20 protein-coding genes are annotated in these 19,889 nt (G+C 68.3%); 8 read left to right on the top strand and 12 right to left on the bottom strand.

All coding sequences use genetic code 11. The features are described 5' to 3' along the window. Nucleotides 1-34: 34 nt before the first annotated feature. Nucleotides 35-334 (bottom strand): hypothetical protein, encoded by a 300-nt coding sequence (locus ASD13_RS00455; RefSeq protein WP_017828684.1) that lies wholly within the window; start codon nt 332-334, stop codon nt 35-37. A gap of 107 nt (nt 335-441) precedes the next feature. Beyond that, the gene (locus ASD13_RS00450; RefSeq protein ID WP_229778915.1) at nt 442-951 is read right to left on the bottom strand and encodes a GNAT family N-acetyltransferase; all 510 of its coding nucleotides are present in this window, start codon (nt 949-951) and stop codon (nt 442-444) included. Nucleotides 952-1,042: 91 nt separating this feature from the next. Here ASD13_RS00450 and ASD13_RS00445 point away from each other — a divergent pair, with 91 nt between their 5' ends. Beyond that, nucleotides 1,043-1,585 (top strand): Dps family protein, encoded by a 543-nt coding sequence (locus ASD13_RS00445; RefSeq protein ID WP_055864518.1) that lies wholly within the window; start codon nt 1,043-1,045, stop codon nt 1,583-1,585. 27 nt (nt 1,586-1,612) lie between these two features. Here ASD13_RS00445 and ASD13_RS00440 read toward each other — a convergent pair whose 3' ends face one another. Further along, nucleotides 1,613-2,140: a DUF6328 family protein gene (locus tag ASD13_RS00440; RefSeq protein WP_055864516.1), complete on the bottom strand. Its 528-nt coding sequence runs from the start codon at nt 2,138-2,140 to the stop codon at nt 1,613-1,615. Nucleotides 2,141-2,199: 59 nt separating this feature from the next. Beyond that, nucleotides 2,200-2,793 carry a 1-acyl-sn-glycerol-3-phosphate acyltransferase gene (locus ASD13_RS00435; RefSeq protein WP_055864514.1) on the bottom strand — a complete coding sequence of 198 codons (594 nt, stop codon included), beginning with the start codon at nt 2,791-2,793 and terminating at the stop codon, nt 2,200-2,202. 94 nt (nt 2,794-2,887) lie between these two features. Between ASD13_RS00435 and ASD13_RS17520 the strand changes: the two genes are divergently transcribed. Further along, the gene (locus ASD13_RS17520) at nt 2,888-3,034 is read left to right on the top strand and encodes a hypothetical protein (RefSeq protein WP_170287859.1); all 147 of its coding nucleotides are present in this window, start codon (nt 2,888-2,890) and stop codon (nt 3,032-3,034) included. A gap of 34 nt (nt 3,035-3,068) precedes the next feature. Here the strand turns inward: ASD13_RS17520 and ASD13_RS00430 are convergent, their stop codons facing one another. Next, complete coding sequence (locus ASD13_RS00430) at nt 3,069-4,547, bottom strand: MDR family MFS transporter (RefSeq protein ID WP_055864512.1); 1,479 nt, start codon at nt 4,545-4,547, stop codon at nt 3,069-3,071. A 163-nt stretch (nt 4,548-4,710) separates the two neighbouring features. Between ASD13_RS00430 and ASD13_RS00425 the strand changes: the two genes are divergently transcribed. Further along, nucleotides 4,711-6,765 carry an ABC transporter ATP-binding protein gene (locus tag ASD13_RS00425; RefSeq protein WP_055864509.1) on the top strand — a complete coding sequence of 685 codons (2,055 nt, stop codon included), beginning with the start codon at nt 4,711-4,713 and terminating at the stop codon, nt 6,763-6,765. A 34-nt stretch (nt 6,766-6,799) separates the two neighbouring features. Here ASD13_RS00425 and ASD13_RS00420 read toward each other — a convergent pair whose 3' ends face one another. Genes ASD13_RS00420 through ASD13_RS00390 form a run of 7 tightly spaced genes read right to left on the bottom strand, consistent with a single transcriptional unit; the run spans nt 6,800 to nt 14,155 of the window. Continuing rightward, complete coding sequence (locus ASD13_RS00420) at nt 6,800-7,573, bottom strand: SDR family NAD(P)-dependent oxidoreductase (protein ID WP_055864506.1); 774 nt, start codon at nt 7,571-7,573, stop codon at nt 6,800-6,802. 33 nt (nt 7,574-7,606) lie between these two features. Further along, nucleotides 7,607-8,554 (bottom strand): glycosyltransferase family 2 protein, encoded by a 948-nt coding sequence (locus tag ASD13_RS00415; protein WP_055864503.1) that lies wholly within the window; start codon nt 8,552-8,554, stop codon nt 7,607-7,609. A 22-nt stretch (nt 8,555-8,576) separates the two neighbouring features. Continuing rightward, nucleotides 8,577-9,713: a cysteine desulfurase family protein gene (locus ASD13_RS00410; RefSeq protein WP_055864500.1), complete on the bottom strand. Its 1,137-nt coding sequence runs from the start codon at nt 9,711-9,713 to the stop codon at nt 8,577-8,579. A 20-nt stretch (nt 9,714-9,733) separates the two neighbouring features. Beyond that, nucleotides 9,734-10,585, bottom strand: coding sequence for a carboxylating nicotinate-nucleotide diphosphorylase (gene nadC / locus ASD13_RS00405; RefSeq protein ID WP_055864497.1), 852 nt, complete (start codon nt 10,583-10,585; stop codon nt 9,734-9,736). Continuing rightward, complete coding sequence (gene nadB, locus ASD13_RS00400) at nt 10,585-12,108, bottom strand: L-aspartate oxidase (RefSeq protein WP_055864495.1); 1,524 nt, start codon at nt 12,106-12,108, stop codon at nt 10,585-10,587. Before nadB ends, nadC begins: the two co-directional genes overlap by 1 nt. Next, nucleotides 12,105-13,442: a quinolinate synthase NadA gene (gene nadA, locus ASD13_RS00395; RefSeq protein WP_055864492.1), complete on the bottom strand. Its 1,338-nt coding sequence runs from the start codon at nt 13,440-13,442 to the stop codon at nt 12,105-12,107. Before nadA ends, nadB begins: the two co-directional genes overlap by 4 nt. Then, entirely contained in the window at nt 13,439-14,155 is a 717-nt protein-coding gene (locus ASD13_RS00390) for an NUDIX hydrolase (RefSeq protein WP_055864489.1), read from the bottom strand. The genes nadA and ASD13_RS00390 overlap by 4 nt, the downstream gene beginning before the upstream one ends. A gap of 270 nt (nt 14,156-14,425) precedes the next feature. Here ASD13_RS00390 and ASD13_RS00385 point away from each other — a divergent pair, with 270 nt between their 5' ends. Genes ASD13_RS00385 through ASD13_RS00365 form a run of 5 tightly spaced genes read left to right on the top strand, consistent with a single transcriptional unit; the run spans nt 14,426 to nt 19,840 of the window. After that, on the top strand, nt 14,426-16,114 hold the full coding sequence (locus ASD13_RS00385) for an ABC transporter substrate-binding protein (protein WP_055864487.1): 1,689 nt from the start codon (nt 14,426-14,428) through the stop codon (nt 16,112-16,114). A 40-nt stretch (nt 16,115-16,154) separates the two neighbouring features. After that, nucleotides 16,155-17,150, top strand: coding sequence for an ABC transporter permease (locus tag ASD13_RS00380; protein WP_055864485.1), 996 nt, complete (start codon nt 16,155-16,157; stop codon nt 17,148-17,150). After that, complete coding sequence (locus ASD13_RS00375) at nt 17,143-18,120, top strand: ABC transporter permease (protein ID WP_055864483.1); 978 nt, start codon at nt 17,143-17,145, stop codon at nt 18,118-18,120. The genes ASD13_RS00380 and ASD13_RS00375 overlap by 8 nt, the downstream gene beginning before the upstream one ends. Continuing rightward, complete coding sequence (locus ASD13_RS00370; RefSeq protein WP_017828666.1) at nt 18,117-18,968, top strand: ABC transporter ATP-binding protein; 852 nt, start codon at nt 18,117-18,119, stop codon at nt 18,966-18,968. The genes ASD13_RS00375 and ASD13_RS00370 overlap by 4 nt, the downstream gene beginning before the upstream one ends. Then, entirely contained in the window at nt 18,965-19,840 is an 876-nt protein-coding gene (locus tag ASD13_RS00365; RefSeq protein ID WP_055864480.1) for an ABC transporter ATP-binding protein, read from the top strand. Before ASD13_RS00370 ends, ASD13_RS00365 begins: the two co-directional genes overlap by 4 nt. The last annotated feature ends 49 nt before the right edge of the window (nt 19,841-19,889 follow it).

Below are 19,889 nucleotides of genomic sequence, written 5' to 3'. Positions count from 1 at the left end.
GACCGAGTCGGCCGCGGCATCCGGAATCCTTCGGTCAGGCGACCTGAGGTGTGACGGCGAACGAGACGGAGCCTTCGTCGTCCACGCCGGCATCGAGGATCTTGTCGTCGAGAGCGGCAGCGGCCGACTCATCGAGGAACAGCCGGGTGCCGGCGACCTCCACGACCTGATCCTGCGGCTCCGGGTCTGCGGCGACGAGCACGGCGAGGCGTGCACCGCCCTCCGGGCCCTGGGCCTCGGTCGAGTGGATGCGGAGCCCGGCATCCGGGGCGTCGGTCTGACGGCTGACGAGGGTCGTCACGATGGCGGAGGCGTTGTCGGTGAGGGTGAGCACGAGACTCTCCTTCCGGTCGGGGCATGTCACGATCGCGACATGTCCGGGCTACGATGCCCCACCTCGGAGATGGTCTCAACCCCCTTGCGCGGATTCGGAGGAGGCTCTTACCCTGCTCGCAGCTGCTTGCGCAGAAACACCTGCGCGGTGCCGTCGCCGTCGGGCACGCGCTCGTGCTCCTCGTACCCGCACGCCTCGTAGAGACGGATGTTCGCTTCGCTCAGGCTTCCGGTGAACAACTCGGCGACGTCAGCGCCCGACGCCTTCTCGGCGCTCTCGAGCAGCAGCCTTCCGATGCCCTCGCCCTGCATGTCGGGAGCGATCGCGATCCGGCCGATCAGGAGCACACCGTCCTTCTCGACGTACCGGATCGCGCCGACGAGTCGCCCGTCGATGCGCGCGGTCAGTCCGGACTCGGATCGGAGCTCCGCTTCCAGTTCGGGGAGCGTCTGCGTCAGGGGCGGCATATCGACGCTTCCGTAGATCGCGGCTTCCGATACGAAAGCCGCGCGCTGCACGGTCAGCACCTCGCCGGCGTCGTCGTCGCTGATCGGGGAGATGACGATCTCCGGCTGCGTCGGGTCCTGGTCTTCGTTCACTGCGTCTGCATCACTCACCCGAGTCACATTCCGGGGTGCGTCCCCACGGTGTCAACCCCCTCGCCCCTGGCCACCGTCCGCACTAGCGTCACCCGCAGGAGGTCACACCATGGCTGAAAGCACAACGACCAAGAAGACCGGCTCGACGAAGGGCGCGGCGAAGACGACGAGGCAGCAGAACGCCGAAAAGGGACTCACCGCCTCGACGACGCTCGCGAACAACCTGCAGGCGGTGCTCGTCGACCTGCTCGATCTCGCGATCCAGGGGAAGCAGGCGCACTGGAACGTCGTGGGGCGTAACTTCCGCGACACGCACCGTCAGCTCGACGAGATCATCGACGACGCGCGCACGTTCAGCGACACGATCGCGGAGCGCATGCGCGCCCTGCACGCCGTCCCCGACGGACGCAGCGCGACCATCGCCAAGACGACGTCGCTTCCTGAGTTCCCTGCGGGCGAGGTGTCGACGACCGAGACGATCGACCTGGTCACCGAGCGCCTCGAAGCCGCGGTGGGCACGGTGCGCGAGGTGCACGACGCCGTCGACGAAGAGGACCCGACCTCGGCGGATCTTCTGCACGCCATCATCGAGCGGCTCGAGCAGTTCGCGTGGATGGTCAGCGCCGAGAACCGGAGCCCGGCAGGACGCTGAGCGCACGCGCGCTCGCGGAGCGCCGCGTCATTCCGATGCGTCTCCGCGGGCGCGGGCTCTGCCGCGCATGATGCGAGGCAGCGCCACCCAGAGCGCCGCCACGAGAACGAGGGCCGCGACGAGCGCGACGATCCCCGCCGTGCGGTTCACCGTGAAGTCGACGATCAGGGTGGTCACCCCGATGGTGAGCGCGCCGATCACGACCAGGTCGATGCGGACGATCCGGGCGGCGATGCGGACGAGGTCGGGCTTGCGGCGATACCCGAACAGCGCGCGATGCATCCCCACCGGCGCCAGGGCGAGGATGGTCGCCACGGCGGCGAGTGCGACGAGGATGACGTAGACGTCGCGCTGGAGTTCGTCCATATCGGTGAACCGGGGCTGGAACGCGACCGCTAGGAGGAAGCCGGTGAGGATCTGGGTGCCGGTCTGCATGACGCGCAGCTCCTGCAGCAACTCATCCCAGTTGCGATCAGCGCGTTCATTCGCGGTCTCGTCCCGTCCGTCGGCACGATCGTCGAGCTCGTGCTCGCCACCCGAAGAGTCTGCTGTCATGGACTCAGTGTGGTTTCCCGGCGCGGGTGCTGTCCAGGTCTTCCCGCGGGAGGCGCAGCCTACGCGGCGTCGGGCTCAGTGGTGGCGGGGAGCTCTTCGCGCAACCGCGGCTCGGTGCGTCGTTCGGGACGCACGCCGGCCTTGTCGGCGTAGAACGCGCGGATCCGGTCCATGTCCGCCCCGACATCCCCGGTCAGGTCGATCGTCGGCCCGAGCCCCGACGTCATGGTCGTCCTGTCGACGAACCCGAGGGTCACCGGCATGCCGGTCTCTCGCGCGATCCGGTAGAAGCCCGATTTCCAGTACTCGTTGCCGCCGCGGGTGCCGTCCGGGGTGACGACGAGACCGAACACGGTCCCGGCGTGGACCTGTCCCACGACATCGTTCACCACGCGAGCCGGGTCGGAGCGATCGACGGGGATGCCGCCGAGGCGTCGCATGATCGGACCACGCCAGCCGCGGAAGAGGCTCTTCTTGCCGAGCCAGTGCACGTCGATGTCGAGCCGCCACGCGATGGCGAGCATCAGGACGAAGTCCCAGTTCGACGTATGGGGTGCCCCCACGAGAACGGTCGGACGTGTCGGTGCGGCCTCGCTCACGAGCGTCCATCTGCTGAACGCCCAGAACGTGCGGGCGAGGAGTCGTTTGAGCATGGAACAACCGTAAGCGAGAATCGCCGTCCGTCCACTGTCGAGGCGTCTCGCCCGGTTCGGCGCCACCTGCGTCGGGCAGGCGTACGATCGAGGGATGAAGAACACGCAGCAGGACTCCGTGCAGCAGGAAGCACCCCTCGGGCTGCAGCCGCTCCCGGGCTCTCTGAACCTGCTCGAAGGCGACGCCGTCGGCTACTGCAGCGATGGCGTCTGCCACATCCCCGCACCGAAGAGCGAGTAAGAGGCAGACGCCATCGCAGGCCGTCTACGGACGGTCAGTGCCCTCCGTGGAGTGCTTCGCCGGCATCGTCTGCAGGCTTGCGGACGAACGGGCTGAGGGCCACCGCCGCGAGCGAGATGATCGCCGCGATCAGGAACGCCATGCGCGCGCCGGGGGCACCGGCGACCGCGGTCGACAGTCCCTCCTGTTCGCCGGCGTGCAGGATCGACGAGTACGTCACCAGCAGCAGCGCCACGCCCGCCGCGCCGCCGACCTGCTGCAGTGTGTTCAGCACAGCCGAACCGTGCGAGTACAGGGAGCGCTGGAGCGAACCGAGCGAGGCGGAGAACAGCGGCGTGAACGACATCGCGAGTCCGACCGACATGGCGGCCTGCACGATGATGAGGACCCACCACACGGTGTGCTCGCCCACGGTCGAGTAGAAGAACAGCGCGGCGGAGACGAGGATCGTGCCGGGGATCAGCAGCGGACGCGTGCCGCGCGCATCGTAGACGCGCCCCATGATCGGTCCGAGCAGTCCCATCAGCAGCGAGCCGGGGAGCAGGATCAGACCCGACTGCAGCGGGTTCAGACCGGCGACGTTCTGCAGATACTGCGGAAGCAGCGTCAGGGTGCCGAACATCGACAGCGCCAGGATCGACATGATGATCACGGACAGGGTGAAGTTGCTGGAGCGGAACACCCGCAGGTCGAGCAGCGCGTCGTCGATGCGCTGCAGCACGAGCTGGCGCCAGACGAAGAGTCCGAGCGACAGAGCACCCACGACCAGCGAGACGATGCCGGTGGTCTCGCCCGATCCGCCCTCGCCGCCGAACTGGCTGAGTCCGAACACGATGCCGCCGAAGCCGAGCGCCGCGAGCGGGATCGAGAGAACGTCGAGCGGAACGGCTCGGGTCTCGCCGAGGTTCGTCATCCACTTCGCGCCCATGGCCAGGGCGATCAGGGCGATCGGGAGGATGATCCCGAAGAGGGCACGCCAGCTGGCGAATTCGAGGACGGCTCCCGCGAGCGTCGGGCCGATCGCGGGAGCGAGCGAGATCACCAGGCCGACACGGCCCATCATGCGGCCGCGGGACTGCGGCGGGACCACGTTCATGATCGTCGTCATCAGCAGCGGCATCATGATGCCGGTACCGGCGGCCTGGATCACGCGGCCGACGAGCAGCACCGTGAATCCGGGCGCGATGAGCGCGACGAGCGTGCCGAGCGAGAAGGCGATCATCGCGGCGATGAAGACCTGGCGCGTCGTGAACCGTTGCAGGATGAAGCCGGTGGTGGGGATCACCACAGCCATGGTCAGCATGAAGGCGCTGGTGAGCCATTGGCCGAGCTCGGGCGGGATGCCCAGGTCGGTGTTCAGATGGGGAATCGCGATCCCCATCGTGGTCTCGTTGAGGATGGCGACGAAGGCGGCGACCAGGAGGAGCCAGATCACCCGCATGTCCTTGCGGGAGATCTCGCCCCCCGCCGGTGCGGCGGTCGTGGAGAGGGAGCCGGTATCGACGGCAGACATGGGCGGCCTCCTGGGCGAAGAAGAATGGATATCGCGAGAGTTCGCAAGAGTCCTTCAGCGTAACGGCAGCCGCGGACATTTCATTCCGAACTCACAGATATCCGCGCTCGGCGCGGGCTCGGGTCTCGATGTCGTCGTGCGTGGGTACGCTGGCGCCATGAGCATGGGCGGCGGCATGGGTGGTGGACATCGCGGTGGTTTCCGCGGTGTCGATGAAGACGCGCAGCGGAAGCTGAACGCCGAGGCCCCCCGGATCAACGGGCTCGGCGCGCGGGTGGTGTCGTTGTTCCGGGCGTATCGCTGGCGCATCTTCTTCACGGGCATCCTGGTGGTGGTCGGGGCCGCGATCGCCGTCATCCCGCCCCTGATCGTGCAGCGCATCTTCGATGACGCGCTGTTCCCGGTGGCCGGGGGCGGGCCGCACCTCGAGCTGCTGGCCTGGCTCGTGGCCGCGATGATCGGATTGTTCCTGATCTCCGCGGTGCTGGGAGTCGCTCAGACGTGGCTGACCTCGACCGTCGGCAACAGTGTCACCGGAGACCTGCGGGTGAAGCTGTTCGAGCACCTGCAGGCGATGGAGCTCGGCTTCTTCACCCGCACCAAGACGGGCGTCATCCAGTCCCGGCTGCAGAACGACGTCGGCGGGGTCTCCGGTGTGCTGACCAACACGGTCACCAGCATCCTCGGCAACGTCGTGACCGTGATCGCCTCGCTCGTCGCGATGATCCTGATCGACTGGCGGCTGACGCTGATCGCGGTGATCATGATGCCGTTCCTGATCTTCGTGCAGCGCAAGGTGGGCCAGGTGCGGGCCCGCATCGCGGGGGAGACGCAGGAATCCCTGTCCGAGCTCACCTCGATCACCCAGGAGACGCTGAGCGTCTCGGGCATGCTGCTGTCGAAGGCGTTCAACCGGCAGCGCACCGAGTCGGAGCGCTACCAGGCCGAGAACCGCAACCAGGTCACGCTGCAGGTGCGTCGGGCGATGAGCGGTCAGGGTTTCTTCGCGGTCGTGCAGGTGCTCATGGCCAGTGTTCCCGCTGTCATCTATCTGGTCTCCGGCTACTTGATCGCCGGCGGCACCGGTGCCATCACCGCGGGAACCGTCGTCGCCTTCACCACCGTGCAGGCACGACTTCTTATGCCGTTGATGGGACTGATGCGGGTGTCTCTCGACCTGCAGACGTCATCGGCGCTGTTCGCCCGCATCTTCGAGTACCTCGACCTGGTGCCGGAGATCGAGGATGCCCCGGATGCGATCACGGTCGACGAGGCACCGGGGCCACGGGGGCGTCTGGAGTTCGCCGACGTCGTCTTCCGCTATCCGGACGCCTCCGCCGATGCCAGACCGACGCTCGACGGGGTGTCCTTCGTGGCGGAACCGGGGCAGCACGTCGCGTTCGTCGGACCGTCCGGCGCCGGCAAGACCACGATCCTGTACCTCGCGCCCCGACTGTACGAAGCGAAGGGAGGCGCGGTGATGTTCGCCGGCGCCGACGTGCGCGCGCTCACCCAGGAGTCGATCATCGACCATGTCGGGATCGTCTCCCAGGAGACCTACCTGTTCCACGCCACCATCCGCGAGAATCTGCGCTACGCCAAGCCGGATGCGACCGAGGACGAACTGATCGCCGCGTGCACGGCCGCGAACATCCACCACATCATCGCCGGGTTCGAGCAGGGGTACGACACGGTGGTGGGGGAGCGCGGGTACCGGCTTTCCGGCGGCGAGAAGCAGCGGATCGCGATCGCCCGTGTGCTCCTCAAGGATCCGCCGGTGCTGCTTCTGGATGAGGCCACCTCCGCGCTCGACACGGTGTCGGAGCGCGTGGTGCAGGAAGCGCTCGACGAGGCGGCGAAGGGGCGCACCACGCTCTCCATCGCCCACCGGCTCTCGACAGTGATGGGTGCCGACGTGATCCACGTGCTGGAGGCCGGACGCATCGTCGAGTCGGGAACCCATGCCGAGCTCCTCGCACTGGGCGGACTCTACGCCGAGCTCGCAGCCGAGCAGGTGGCGGCGTCGCGCGTGCTCGACACCGAGGCCGCGGTCGAAGAGGCGGTGACCGGCGGCGCCCCGGCACCCCTCGCCGAGCGCCGCGCGGACAAGGCGCCTGTCGACTCTGCCGGTGCCGATGCCGTCGCGGCCATCACCGCGGCGGTGCCGCTGTTGGCCGAGCCTCGTCCCGACGAGCGGATCTACCCGCCGGAGCCCTGAGCCGTCGGCGCCGGTCCCGGAGCACCGAGGCGCCTCAGTGCACCGACAGTCCGCCGTCGACGAACAGCGAGTGGCCGGTGACGTAGGCCGATCCCGCTCCGGCGAGGAACACCGCGGCCCCGGCGAAGTCGCTCGGCAGTCCGTTGCGTCCGATCATGGTGCGTGCCGCGAGCTCGGCGACTTTCTGCGGATCCTGCTGCAGGCGGGCGTTCAACGGGGTCAGCACGAAGCCGGGGACGAGCGTGTTGCTCGTGACGCCGGTTCCGCCCCAGGCCTCGGCCTCCGAGCGCATGAGCGACTCGACGGCACCCTTCGATGCGCCGTAGACCCCGCTTCCCACGAAGGCACGGTGAGCCTGCTGGGAGCTGATGTGGAGGAGTCGGCCGTATCCGCGCGCGGCCATGCCCTTCGCGTAGCGCTGGCCGAGCAGGAAGGGCGCGAGCGCGTTGACGGTCATCGTCGCGTCCCAGTCGTCCTCCGTGATCTCCGCGAACGGCGGACGGATGTTGATGCCGGCCGAGTTCACGAGGATGTCCGGCTCGCCGAACGGCACCTCCGCGGCCTCTGCGACGGCGCGGATCCCGTCCCGTGTGCCGAGGTCACCGACGACCCCGGCTGCGCGGCAGCCGTGGGCACGCAGCTCGTCGACGGTCTCCCGGATGCGGTCCTCTCCGCGGGCGACGACGACCGTCGCCGCTCCGGCGCGTGCGAGCGCTGTGGCGATGCCGCGGCCGATGCCGGAGCTGCCACCGGTGACGATCGCGGTGCGTCCGTCGAGCGAGAAGAGGGAGGAGAGGTAGTCGTTCACGCGTTCACCGTTCCGTCGTCGGGAGGCTCGTTCTCACCACGCGAGCGCGGCGGCGATGGCAGGGTCGGGCACGGCATCTGCGAACTCGGGAAGAGCGCGGAGTTCGGCGACGAAGGCCTCGACGTCGACCGCGTAGGCCGGATCAGGGTGCGCGTCGGCGATCTCGAGAAGCGGCACGAGGTCCATCGCCAGGATCAGCTCCAGCCGTGCAGTCACGGAAGCGTGCGCCCCGGCCTCATGCAGCACCCGGATGCCGCCGCGCAGCGCCGCGAGATAGTCCCGCAGAACGGACAGCTGCGCCTTGCTCTGGGTGATCGAGGTGCCGTCGGCTCGCAGCCGCCAGCGCACGACGACATCGGGGATCACGTCGAAGGCGCGTGCCCGCGTGTACATCAGCTGGGCGACCACCTGGTCCTCGTAGGCCACGCCTTCGGGGAAGCGCAGATCATGCCAGAAGTCGGTGCGACTCACCTTCGACCACGCGACGATGTTCGACACCGCCCGCGGGTGGGACTCGAGAGTGGTCGCGAGCCGCTCCGGCGAGGTCGCCGCCGAGACCCAGGGCTGCACGCGACCGGCGACGTAGCCGCCGCCGTGCGGACGCGAGCGCACGTAGGCACCGGCGACGAAGTCGCTTCCCGTCTGCGCGAGCGTTCCCGTCAGGCGGGCCAGGGCGTCCGGCAGCAGTTCGTCGTCCGCGTCGAGGAAACCGAGGTAGGGGGTGGAGACCTGATCGAGACCGACATTGCGCGCCGCACCGAGACCGCGCGAGGCCTCGTGTCGGATCGACGTGAACCGACGGTCATCGGCTGCGGCGGCGTCGAAGATCGCCCCCGTCTCGTCGGTCGAGCCGTCGTCGATGAGGATCGCTCGCCACCGCGACTCGGTCTGCGCGCGCAGAGAGTCCAGGGCGGCGGGGGCGAAGGCGGCGATGTCGCGTCCGGGGACGATCAGCGTCACGATCGGGGCGGAGGCAGTCACCTGCCGAGTCTATGGCCGCGTATCAGCCCCGAGCCGCGCGTACCGACTCTATGACGAGTGCGGCCAGTCGTACGGGAGCGTCGTCGGACAGTGGAACGCGACCGAAGGTGAAGCGCACGGCGGTCTGCGCCACCTCGGGCGACACGGCGCAGGCGAGGAGCACATGGGAGGGCTCATCGCTGCCCGCCGCGCACGCCGATCCGCTCGACGAGATGACACCACGGCGCTCCAACTCGAGCAGCACCGATTCCCCGCTAGTGCCGGCGAAGGTGAAGCTCGCCGTCCCTGGCAGACGATGCACGGCGTCACCGGTGAGCACGGCTTCGGGGATGCTCTCGAGTACCAGCGCGATGAAGTGCCTCGTCGCCGCGCCGACGCGCGCGGCGACCACCGCGCGTTCGTGCTCCGCGATCTCCAGAGCCGTCGCGAGTGCCACGGCCCCCGCGACGTTCTCGGTACCGGAGCGTCGTCCGCGCTCCTGCCCGCCGCCGTGCAGCAGCGGCTCGACGGGCACCCGCCCGCGCACGGCCAGGGCGCCGATGCCCTTGGGGGTGCCGAGCTTGTGGCCGGCGATCGACACCGCATCGGCGCCGAGATCCCGCAGCCCCAGCCAGCCAGCCGACTGCACGGCATCCAGATGCAGGGGCACACGGGCGGCCCGGGTGACGGAAGCCAGTGCCGTCGCGTCCTGGATCGTGCCGATCTCGTTGTTCGCGTGGCCGATCGACACCAGCGCTGTGTCGTCGCGGATCGCCGCCGTCAGGTCGTCCGGTGCGATCCGCCCGCGCGCGTCGACCGGCAGCAGCGTCACCTCGACGGCATGGAAGCGTCGGAGGTATTCGGCGGATTCGAGGATCGACTCGTGCTCGATCGGTGAGATCACCAGATGACGTCGCCCTGCCTCGAGAGCCGCCAGCACGATGCCCTTCACCGCGAGATTGTTCGCCTCGGTGCCCCCTGCGGTGAACACGACATCGCCCGTGCGCATCCCGAGGATCCGGGCCACCCGTGCGCGGGCATCGTGCAGAGCACCCGCAGCGGCTTCGCCGGCAGTGTGATGGCTCGACGGGTTGCCGTACACCCCGGACAGATACGGACCCATCGCCTCGAGCACCTCCGGTCGTACCGGGGAGGTCGCGGCGTGATCGAGATACAACATGCCAGGGTGCGACATCGGGGTCAGTCGATCCGCAGATCCAGGCCCAGGTCGAGGGCTCGTGCGGAGTGCGTCAGAGCGCCGACCGAGATCACATCCACTCCGGTGCGGGCGATGTCGCCGACGGTGTCGAGGTTGACCCCGCCGGAGGCTTCGACGGTGGCGCGGTCGCCGATCAGGGCAACCCCCTCGCGCAGGTCGTCGAGCGAGAAGTTGTCGAGCAGCACGGTGTGGGCACCGCCGTCGAGCACCGCCTCGATCTGGTCGAGACGATCCACCTCGACGACGACGTGAGTCGTGTGGGGAAGGCGGGATAGCGCCTCGCGCAGTGCGGTCGCGAGGTCGCGGCCGGAGCGTTTCAGCACCGCGAGGTGGTTGTCCTTCGCCATCACGGCATCGGACAGCGAGTAGCGGTGGTTGCGGCCGCCACCGGACTCGACGGCATGACGCTCGAACGCGCGCAGCCCCGGCGTGGTCTTGCGGGTGTCGGCGATCCGGGCGCCCGTGCCGTCGATCGCTGCCACGTAGGCGGCGGTGAGAGTGGCGATGCCGCTCATCCGCTGCGTGAAGTTCAGCGCGACGCGTTCCGCCGTGAGCACGCTGCGCGCTGAGCCCGAGACCGACGCGAGGACGTCGCCCGCGGCGAAGTCGTCACCGTCGCCGACGTGCAGGTCCACGTCGAGAGCCGTGTCGGTGAGCCGGAACGCGGCGGCGAACACCTCACCACCGCTGAAGACCCCGGCCTCGCGAGCAACGAGATCGGCGGTGGCGGTGGCATCTGCGGGCAGCAGCGTGGTGCTGGTCAGGTCGCCCCAGGGGGCGTCCTCTTCGAGGGCCGCGCCGACGACGCGGTTCACAGTGGCAGTGGTCAGCATCAGACGGTCTCCAGGATCGATGAGGGGGCGTGCGAGCGCGCACCGGTTTCGGGAATGTGCGCGTCGACACGATGATGCGCGCCGACGGACGTCGTTCGCGCCAGCGCCGCAGACGCCGTCGACTCCGCCAGAAGCAGCAGGTTGGCGTCTTCGTGGGCGCTCGCCGTCGTCGGCGCTGAGCTCGATGAAGACCACGCCCGCAGCGTGCGGAGTGCGTGGGTGAGCCCTTCGCCCGTCCGCAGCAGTCCGACCTCGTCCCACATGAGCTGCTGCAGGGCGGCCCGGGTGAAGGCGGGCGCCCCCGTGTCGCGGCTCTCGTGCGCGCGCGGGTCGACCGGGCGGGACTCGTGATCGACCTCCGTCCACGGCTGCGTCAGGGCGGCAGCCGCGCGGGCCCCGAACACCGCGCCCTCGAGGAGCGAGTTCGACGCCAGCCGGTTGGCCCCGTGCACTCCCGTGCGGGCGACCTCTCCCACGGCGATCAGACCGGGGACCGTCGTGCGTCCATCGAGATCGGTCACCACGCCTCCCATCAGATAGTGCGCGGCCGGTGTCACGGGAATCGGCTCACGCGCCCAGTCGAAGCCGCGCTCTCTGGTCACCCGGTCGATGGTGGGGAAGCGTCGCGCGAGGACGGAGGCGCCGAGCATCGTGGCGTCGAGCCTGACCGGTGCGCCCTGAGCCGCGGCGCGGCGGGCGATCGCCCGTGACACGACGTCGCGCGGTGCGAGCTCGCCGTCGGGGTGGCTGTCGAACACGAACCGGCGGCCCTCGTCGTCGATCAGCGTCGCACCTTCGCCGCGCACGGCCTCAGAGATCAGGAAGGCCGGGCCCGAGGCGAGGATCGTCGGGTGGAACTGGACGAACTCCAGGTCGGCGACCGCTGCTCCCGCGCGCAGCGCGGCGGCGATGCCGTCTCCCGTCGCTCCCGCCGGGTTCGTCGTGTGCGCATACAGGTGCCCTGCGCCCCCGGTGGCGAGGATCACCGCATCGGCCGACGTGTCGGAGACCGCGCCGTCGCGAAGGATCCGCAGACCGCGCACCGCACCCCCGACGCGCACGAGATCGATCAGGAAGGCGCGCTCGATGACATCGATTCGCGTCCGGCGCACAGACGCGACCAGCGCTGCAGAGATCGCCGCTCCCGTGGCGTCGCCACCCGCATGCACGATGCGGGCGTGGCGGTGCGCGGCTTCACGTCCGAGCTGCAGCGAGCCGTCAGCCGCGCGATCGAAGGCGACGCCGCGGGCGATCAGCTCGGCGATCCGGGACGCGCCCTCCGCGACCAGCACACCGACGGCTTCCGGGTCGGACAGCCCCGCACCGGCGTCCATCGTGTCGTCGGCGTGCTGCGCGGCGGAGTCGCGAGGCCCGTAGATCCCGGCGACACCGCCCTGGGCGAGTCCGGTGCAGCCGTCGCCGAGGTCGCCCTTTGTGACGATCGTCACCTCGTGGCCGGACTCGTGCGCGTGGAGCGCCGCGGTGAGTCCCGCGATGCCCGAGCCGACGACCACGACGTTCATCGCGCGCCTGCGACCGCCGGAGGCTTCGCCGCGAGCATCCGCTCCAGTGCCACCCGTGCGGGATCGGCGACGTCGTCGGAGACGGTGATCCGGTTCGGCGTGCGGCCGGCGACCAGCTCTTCCAGCACCCAGGCCAGGTATCCGGGGTGGATGCGGTACATCGTCGAGCAGGGGCACACCACCGGGTCGAGGCAGAAGATCTCGTGCTGCGGGTACTGCGCCGCGAGTCGGCGGACCAGGTTGATCTCGGTGCCGATCGCGAATGTGGTGGGCTCCGTGGCCGCGTCGATCGCGCGGCGGATGTACTCGGTCGAGCCCGCCTCGTCTGCGGCGTCGACGACCTCCATCGGGCATTCGGGGTGCACGATCACACGCACGCCGGGGTGCTCGGCACGGGCCTGGTCGATCTGGCCGACCGTGAAGCGGCGGTGCACCGAGCAGAACCCGTGCCACAGGATCACGCGTGCGTCGACGATCTCTGTCGCGGACGATCCGCCGAGCGCTCGCCGCGGGTTCCACATCGGCATCTGCTCGAGCGGCACACCCATCGCCTTCGCGGTGTTGCGGCCGAGGTGCTGGTCGGGGAAGAACAGCACCCGGTGTCCGCGCTCGAACGCCCACTCGAGGACCGTCTGGGCGTTGGAGGAGGTGCAGACGATCCCGCCGTGCCGTCCGACGAAGCCCTTGATCGCTGCGGAGGAGTTCATGTAGGTCACGGGGATCACCGGCACACGCCCGTCGGCGTCTACGGCGTCGAGGTCACCGAGCACCTCTTCGAGCTGCTCCCAGCACTCCTCGACCTGGTCGATGTCGGCCATGTCGGCCATCGAGCAGCCGGCGGCGAGGTTGGGAAGGATCACCGCCTGGTCGGGCTGTGAGAGCAGGTCGGCGGTCTCGGCCATGAAGTGCACTCCACAGAACACGATGGCCTCGGCGTCGGAGCGTCCCTTGGCTGCAGTCGCGAGCTGGAAGGAGTCCCCGACGTAGTCCGCGTGCTGCACGACCTCCTCCCGCTGGTAGAAGTGGCCGAGGATCACGACCCTGTCGCCGAGGGTGGCCTTCGCCGCCCGGATCCGCCCGTCGAGTTCTTCCTCCGAGGCTTCGCGGTACTCGACGGGCAGTTCGCCCTGTCGGGGGGCTCCGGTCGGGATCACATCCCCCATGGACGAGCCCGGTCCGTAGCCCGGTCGTGCGTCGAAATCCCAGGGGCCGGCTGCGAGATCGGTGGCGCACGTGGCATCGGTCGACGCTCCGCTGACGATGGCCTGGATCGCATGGTCGACCGAGGCGTCCAGGGGCGGGACAGCAGGAGCGGGTACGAAGGTGATGCTCATCGGGTGCTCGTTTCTTCGGGACCGAGCGGGCCACGATCGGCCAGCTCGACATCGGTGTTGTCGCGATACAGACGCGCGGGGCGGTGGCTTCCGGTGCGGAACCGGTCGGTGGGGAGCAGGTTGCCCGCTGCCTCCACCTGGCGACGGAAGTTGGCGGGATCGAGGGTGCGGTCGAGGATCGCCTCATAGGCCTCCCGCAGCTCGGCGAGCGTGAACTCCGCGGGCAGGAATCCCTGCGCGACGCGGCTGTATCCGACCTTGTTGCGCAGCCGCCACAGCGCGTACTCGACGATCTCGGTGTGATCGAAGGCCAGCTGCGGCAGCTCGTCGACGTCGAACCACTTCACGTTCTCTGGGGCGGCGCCGGATGCGCGATGTGCTGCGCTCTGCGCCGTCACGTCGTCCTGTCGCAGCAGCGCCCAGTACACGATCGACACGACTCTGGTGGGGGAGCGGTCGACGGCGCCGAAGGCGTAGAGCTGCTCGAGGTAGCTGGGGGCGAGGCCGGTGGTCTCGGCGAGGGTGCGCGCCGAGGCGTCGACGGGCGACTCGGTCGGCGTGAGCCACCCGCCGGGAAGGGCCCATTGGTCGGCGAAGGGCTCGCGGGTGCGCAGCACGAGCGGCAGCGCGAGCACCGCGCGTCCGTCATCCGTGCGTCGCAACGTCAGGATGACCGTCGAGACGGCGACGCGGATGTCGCTGCTTTGAGTCATGGGCACCTTAACCTCCGGGATCGATCTTAGTGTCATTCGCACCCTTAGTGCGCGTATGTGACCACGGTGCCGGTCGAGTCCGAAACGTTATCTGACGGGCTCGGGGAGTCTTGTTCACCGGGACGGGGTTTGTTAGGTTACTGTCCTAACAAACCCCTTCGAGAGCGGCCGACCGGCCGCCTCCGCGGGGCCCATGAACCCCGCATCCGGGGTTCTGCTCCATCCGGAGCGATCCCTCCTGCAGTGCAGCACCGAGAGGAAACAAGAGAAATGATCCGTAACGGAAGGCGCAAGATTGCGCTCACCGCGATTGCCGGAGCATCCGTCCTCGCCCTGGGCCTCACGGCCTGTGGCGGCGGTAGCGACAGCGGCAACGCCGATGGCGACCGGGCCCTGCGTGTCTGGGCCGGCAGCCAGACCCCGATCACCGCGAACTACAACCCGTTCGCACCGACCGTGCTCCACGGCGCGCTGGGCCCGATCTACGAGCCGCTGTTCTTCTACAACAAGACGGCCGACTCCGAGCCGGTCGGCCTGATCGGCGACTCGTTCGAGTACAACGAGGACGGCACGGTGATCACCATCACCATCAAGCCCGACCTCAAGTGGAGCGACGGCAAGCCGCTCACCGCGAAGGACGTCGCGTTCTCCTTCAACTACGAGGCCAACAACCCCGAGGGCAACGGCCTGGTCTCCGCCGAGGCCACCGACGACACCACCGTCGTGCTGACCTACTCCTCGGCGCAGTACACCACCGAGTTCCAGCGCCTCGGGTCGACCTACATCCTCCCCGAGCACGTCTGGGCAGACGTCACCGACTTCGCGAACTTCGCGAACGAGGAGCCGGTCGGCTCCGGCGCCTACGTCGTCGACAAGACCACGAGCGAGTCGTACACCCTCGTCGCGAACGAGAACTTCCGCGACGCCGACAAGCTGGGCGTCAAGAAGGTCCAGTACATCGCCGTCGACAACAACCAGACCGCGCAGGACCTGCTGGCCGCCGGCAAGCTCGACTGGACCGGCATGTTCATCCCGAACCCGGATGATGTGACCGCCAACGGCAAGATCGACTGGATCAACACGCCGCAGGACCCGACGGTGCTCTACACCTGCTCGAACGCCGAGCTCGGCTGCACCGGTCCGCAGACCGACGTCGCCGTGCGTCAGGCGCTCAACGCCGCGATCGACCGCTCCACGATCAAGGACAAGGCGTTCGTCGGCCTCACCGGCGACATCTCGCCGACGTTCGCTCTGCTGCCCCGCGACGAGAAGTGGGTCGCCGACCCCGCCAACGAGGTCAGCCCGCAGGAGGCGAACGCCGCCGAGGCGGGTTCGATCCTCGAAGCCGCCGGCTACACCAAGGGCTCCAGCGGCATCTACGAGAAGGACGGCGCTCCGCTCGAGCTCACGCTCACCTCGGTCGACGGCTGGACGGACTACAACGACGCCGCGAAGCTGATCGCCGAGCAGGCCGAGGCCGCCGGCATCAAGATCACGGCCTCCACGGTGCAGTGGCAGGAGTTCTCCGACTCCCGTCAGGGTGGCGACTTCCAGCTGATCGTCGGTGGTGTGATCGGCACCTCCGTCGCCGACCCGTTCCAGATCTACCGTGACTGGTTCGGCGGTACCGCCGTCGAGTCGACGAGCCCCGTCGGCACGGAGATCCCGGCAGGGCGCTGGAACTTCAGCCGGTACAGCAACCCGGTCGTCGACACCGCCATCCAGGCGGCGATCAGCACGAACGACGAGGCCACGAAGAAGGAGCTGTACGGCACGATCCAGACCGAGATCGTCCGCGACCTGCCCTACATCCCGCTCGTCATCAACGCGACCCAGACCTTCTACAACACGAAGGACTACACGGGCTGGCCGACCGAGGAAGACCTCTACGCCTTCCCGCCGTCCTGGGGTGCCATCGCGGCAGGCTACGTCCTGACGCAGCTGCAGCCGGTCAAGTAGGAGAGGAGTCGGGGAAGAAGGCAGTCAGGAAACAAGTGACATGAAGTTCTATGCACGAAGAATCGGGTTCTACGCGTTCACGCTCTGGGCCGCGATCTCCATCAACTTCCTTCTTCCCCGGCTCATGCCGGGGAACCCGGCAGACATCATGATCGCCAAGATGCAGAGAGCCGGCGGTGAGGTCTCCGAGACCACCATCCGCAACATCAAGCTCCTGCTCGGCGGCGATGACTCCTCACTGTGGGAGCAGTATCTGGCCTACTGGGGGCGCATGTTCCAGGGCGACCTCGGCGTCTCGGTCACCAAGTTCCCCACCCCGGTGACGGAACTCATCGCGGGTGCCCTGCCCTGGACGCTCATCCTGGTCGGCACCGCGACCGTGATCTCCTTCGTCCTCGGCGTCGTGCTCGGCGCCTGGGCCGGATGGAAGCGCGGCACCTGGGTCGATCACCTCATCCCCGCCACCACGGTGCTGCAGTCGATCCCGTACTTCTGGATGGCGCTGATCCTGGTGGCCGTGTTCGCGGTCGGTCTGGGATGGTTCCCCATCTTCGGCGGCTACGACGTCTTCGACTACCCTGACGGCCCCGAGCCGACCTGGGCGTTCTTCACCGACGCGGTGGCGCATGCGATCCTCCCGGCGCTCACGATCGTGATCAGCTCGGTCGGCGGCTGGATGTTCGGCATGCGCAACATGATGGTGTCCACGCTCGCCGAGGACTACGTGCTCACGGCCGAGGCGAAGGGGCTCCGGCCGCGCCGGGTCCTCACGACGTACGCTGCCCGCAACGCCGCCATCCCCTCGATCGCCGGCTTCTCGATCACCCTCGGGTTCGTCGTGGCCGGATCCATCGTGATGGAGCAGGTGTTCACCTATCCCGGCATCGGCAAGCTGATGTTCCAGGCCGTGACCAACAACGACTACGCGCTGATGCAGGGACTGTTCCTCGTCATCACCCTGACGGTGCTCGCCGCCAACTTCATCATGGACCTCGTCTATGGCTTCATCGACCCGAGGGCTCGCCAGAATGTCTGACACCAAGAACCCGCTCCTGACCCAGGAGCCGCCGATCACGGCACCGGCCAGCACGATCTCGCTCGCTACGCAGCAGGGACGCAAGCGTCGCCGCATCCTGCCAAGCACGTCGCCGAAGTTCATCGTCGGCGCGATCATCGTGATCGCGATCGTGCTATTCGCGATCATCGCGCCGATGTTCTCGCAGGACCCGCGCAGCACCGCCAACCCCGCGCTCCAGCCGCCTTCCGCGGAGCACTGGCTCGGCACGACCAAGCTCGGCAACGACATGTTCGCCCAGCTCGCGATCGGCGCGCAGGGCTCGCTGCTCATCGGCGTGACGGCCGGAGCCATCGCGATCGTGCTGTCCCTGCTGTTCGGTGTCCTCGCCGGATACCTGGGTGGCTGGCGCGAAGACGGTCTCGCGCTCCTCACCAACGTCATGATCGTGATCCCCGGACTCCCGCTCGTGATGGTGATCGCCTCCTTCGTGCCGCAGCGCAGCTGGCAGCTCGTCGCATTCGTGCTCGGCATCACCTCCTGGGCAGGGGCTGCCTATGTGCTCCGGCTCCAGACGCGCTCTCTCCGCACACGCGACTACGTGTACGCCGCGAAGGTCGCGGGGGAGCGGTCGTTCCGCGTGATCCTCGTCGAGATCATGCCGAACCTCCTTCCGCTGCTCGCAGCGCAGTTCCTGTTCGCGATCATCTTCGCGATCCTCGGTGAGGCAGGGCTCTCGTACCTGGGCCTCGGCCCCAACTCGTCGATCACCTGGGGCTCGATCCTCAACGACGCGCAGTCGGGGCAGGCTCTCGGACGCGGAGCCTGGTGGTGGTTCGTCCCGCCCGGACTCATGATCGCGCTCCTCGGTGCCGGCCTCTCGCTCATCAACTTCGCGATCGACGAGGTCATCAACCCGAAGCTGCGCAATGCGCCCGAAGCCGCGCGCCGCGTGCGCAAGGCTGCCAAGACCAAGGGAGTCACCGCATGAGCGAGCCCGTCCTGACGGCGCGGAACGTGTCGATCGAGTATGAGGTGGATCCGCCGGTGAAGGCCGTGCGTGACGTCTCCTTGACGCTGAACCGAGGCGAGATCCTGGGGCTGGCGGGGGAGTCGGGGTGCGGGAAGACGACCCTGGCGTACGGGATGAACCGTCTGCTGAAGGCGCCGGCCCTGATGACGGGTGGCGAGATCGTGTTCCATGACCGGGATGGTCATGACATCGACATCGTGGGCCTGGATGGGGAAGGCCTCAGGGCGTTCCGATGGGACAAGATCTCGATGGTGTTCCAGGGCGCGATGAACTCGCTGAACCCGGTCATCTCGGTCAAGGCTCAGATCTTCGACATCTTCGACACGCACCGCCCGGGGATGAGCAAGAAGGCGAAGACCGCTCGGGCGGAGGAGCTGCTCACCCTCGTCGGGGTCGACCCGAATCGCCTGTCGAGCTTCCCGCATGAGCTCTCGGGCGGGATGCGGCAGCGCATGATGATCGCGATGGCCCTGGCCCTCGACCCCCAGGTGATGATCATGGACGAGCCGACCACCGCGTTGGACGTGGTCGTGCAGCGCGGGATCATCCGGGAGATCATGCGGTTGCGGGAGAAGCTCGGTTTCGCGGTGATCTTCATCACGCATGATCTGCCGATGCTGATCGAGATCAGCGACAGGATCGCGATCATGCTGCAGGGACAGATCGTGGAGGAGGGGACGGCGGAGGAGATCTACAGGTCCCCCCAGCACGAATACACGAAGCGGTTGCTGTCGAGCTTCCCGTCGCTCAAGGGCGAGCGGGGCGACTTCGTGCGTACCGGTGTGAGCCAGGAGGGCGTCCGATGACCACCCACAGCAACCGCGCCGACACGGCGCCGCCGCAGACAGCACGTCTGGAGGCGCGGAATCTGGTGAAGGACTTCCATCTGCGTTCCGGATTCCGCACCAACGTGCTGCACGCGGTGAAGGACGTGTCCTTCACGATCGAGGCCGGCAAGACGGTCGCTCTGGTAGGGGAGTCGGGGTCGGGGAAGTCCACGATCGCCAGGATGCTGATGAAGTTGGAGACTCCCACCAGTGGGGAGATCCTTCTGGATGGGAAGCCCTCTGGCGCCCGAGGGCGGGCCTTGGAGCGCTACCGCGCGGATGTGCAGATGGTGTTCCAGGACCCGTTCGCGTCTCTGAACCCCTTCCACACCATCGTCCATCACCTCGAGCGTCCGATCCGCCTGCACCACCCCGACCTGTCCCGCTCGCAGGTGCGCGAACGTGCGGTCGAGCTGCTGGAGCGGGTGCGGTTGACGCCGGGGGAGAGCTTCGCAGAGCGCCGCCCGCACGAGCTGTCCGGCGGGCAGCGGCAGCGGGTCGCGATCGCTCGTGCCCTTGCTCCGGGGGCGCGGTTCATCGTCGCGGATGAGCCTGTCTCGATGCTCGACGTGTCGATCCGGCTGGGCGTTCTCAACCTGCTGGCTGACCTGCAGCGCGAGGAGAACCTCGGTGTGCTCTACATCACGCACGACCTGGCGACGGCTCGGCACTTCTCCGACGAGATCATGGTGCTCTACAAGGGCGACGTGGTCGAGCGCGGTCCTGCGGACGAGGTCATCCTGAATCCGCAGCACGAGTACACCAGGACTCTCCTCGGCGCGGCGCCAGAGCCCGACAACCTCGGCCGCCTCCGCGACGAGGTCCGTGCCGAACTCGGCATCGCGCACTGACGGGCCCCCGCCACACCCTCGCTCCCGTCGCACTTTCGGTCGCTCGCGC

This window comes from Microbacterium sp. Root1433D1 (assembly GCF_001426835.1).
GTDB lineage: Bacteria > Actinomycetota > Actinomycetes > Actinomycetales > Microbacteriaceae > Microbacterium > Microbacterium maritypicum.
The sequence above is the reverse complement of the archived record's forward strand: the minus strand, read 5'-3'. Positions and strand labels throughout refer to the sequence as shown.

Coding starts and splice junctions, on each gene's coding strand:
- ASD13_RS17520 (WP_170287859.1), top strand. CDS start 2,888: ATGAAGAACACGCAGCAGGACTCCGTGCAGCAGGAAGCACCCCTCGGG.
- nadC (WP_055864497.1), bottom strand. CDS start 10,585: ATGCTGACCACTGCCACTGTGAACCGCGTCGTCGGCGCGGCCCTCGAA.
- ASD13_RS00435 (WP_055864514.1), bottom strand. CDS start 2,793: ATGCTCAAACGACTCCTCGCCCGCACGTTCTGGGCGTTCAGCAGATGG.
- ASD13_RS00375 (WP_055864483.1), top strand. CDS start 17,143: ATGTCTGACACCAAGAACCCGCTCCTGACCCAGGAGCCGCCGATCACG.
- ASD13_RS00390 (WP_055864489.1), bottom strand. CDS start 14,155: ATGACTCAAAGCAGCGACATCCGCGTCGCCGTCTCGACGGTCATCCTG.
- nadB (WP_055864495.1), bottom strand. CDS start 12,108: ATGAACGTCGTGGTCGTCGGCTCGGGCATCGCGGGACTCACCGCGGCG.
- ASD13_RS00440 (WP_055864516.1), bottom strand. CDS start 2,140: ATGACAGCAGACTCTTCGGGTGGCGAGCACGAGCTCGACGATCGTGCC.
- ASD13_RS00385 (WP_055864487.1), top strand. CDS start 14,426: ATGATCCGTAACGGAAGGCGCAAGATTGCGCTCACCGCGATTGCCGGA.
- ASD13_RS00370 (WP_017828666.1), top strand. CDS start 18,117: ATGAGCGAGCCCGTCCTGACGGCGCGGAACGTGTCGATCGAGTATGAG.
- ASD13_RS00425 (WP_055864509.1), top strand. CDS start 4,711: ATGGGCGGCGGCATGGGTGGTGGACATCGCGGTGGTTTCCGCGGTGTC.
- ASD13_RS00380 (WP_055864485.1), top strand. CDS start 16,155: ATGAAGTTCTATGCACGAAGAATCGGGTTCTACGCGTTCACGCTCTGG.
- ASD13_RS00430 (WP_055864512.1), bottom strand. CDS start 4,547: ATGTCTGCCGTCGATACCGGCTCCCTCTCCACGACCGCCGCACCGGCG.
- ASD13_RS00365 (WP_055864480.1), top strand. CDS start 18,965: ATGACCACCCACAGCAACCGCGCCGACACGGCGCCGCCGCAGACAGCA.
- ASD13_RS00410 (WP_055864500.1), bottom strand. CDS start 9,713: ATGTTGTATCTCGATCACGCCGCGACCTCCCCGGTACGACCGGAGGTG.
- nadA (WP_055864492.1), bottom strand. CDS start 13,442: ATGAGCATCACCTTCGTACCCGCTCCTGCTGTCCCGCCCCTGGACGCC.
- ASD13_RS00445 (WP_055864518.1), top strand. CDS start 1,043: ATGGCTGAAAGCACAACGACCAAGAAGACCGGCTCGACGAAGGGCGCG.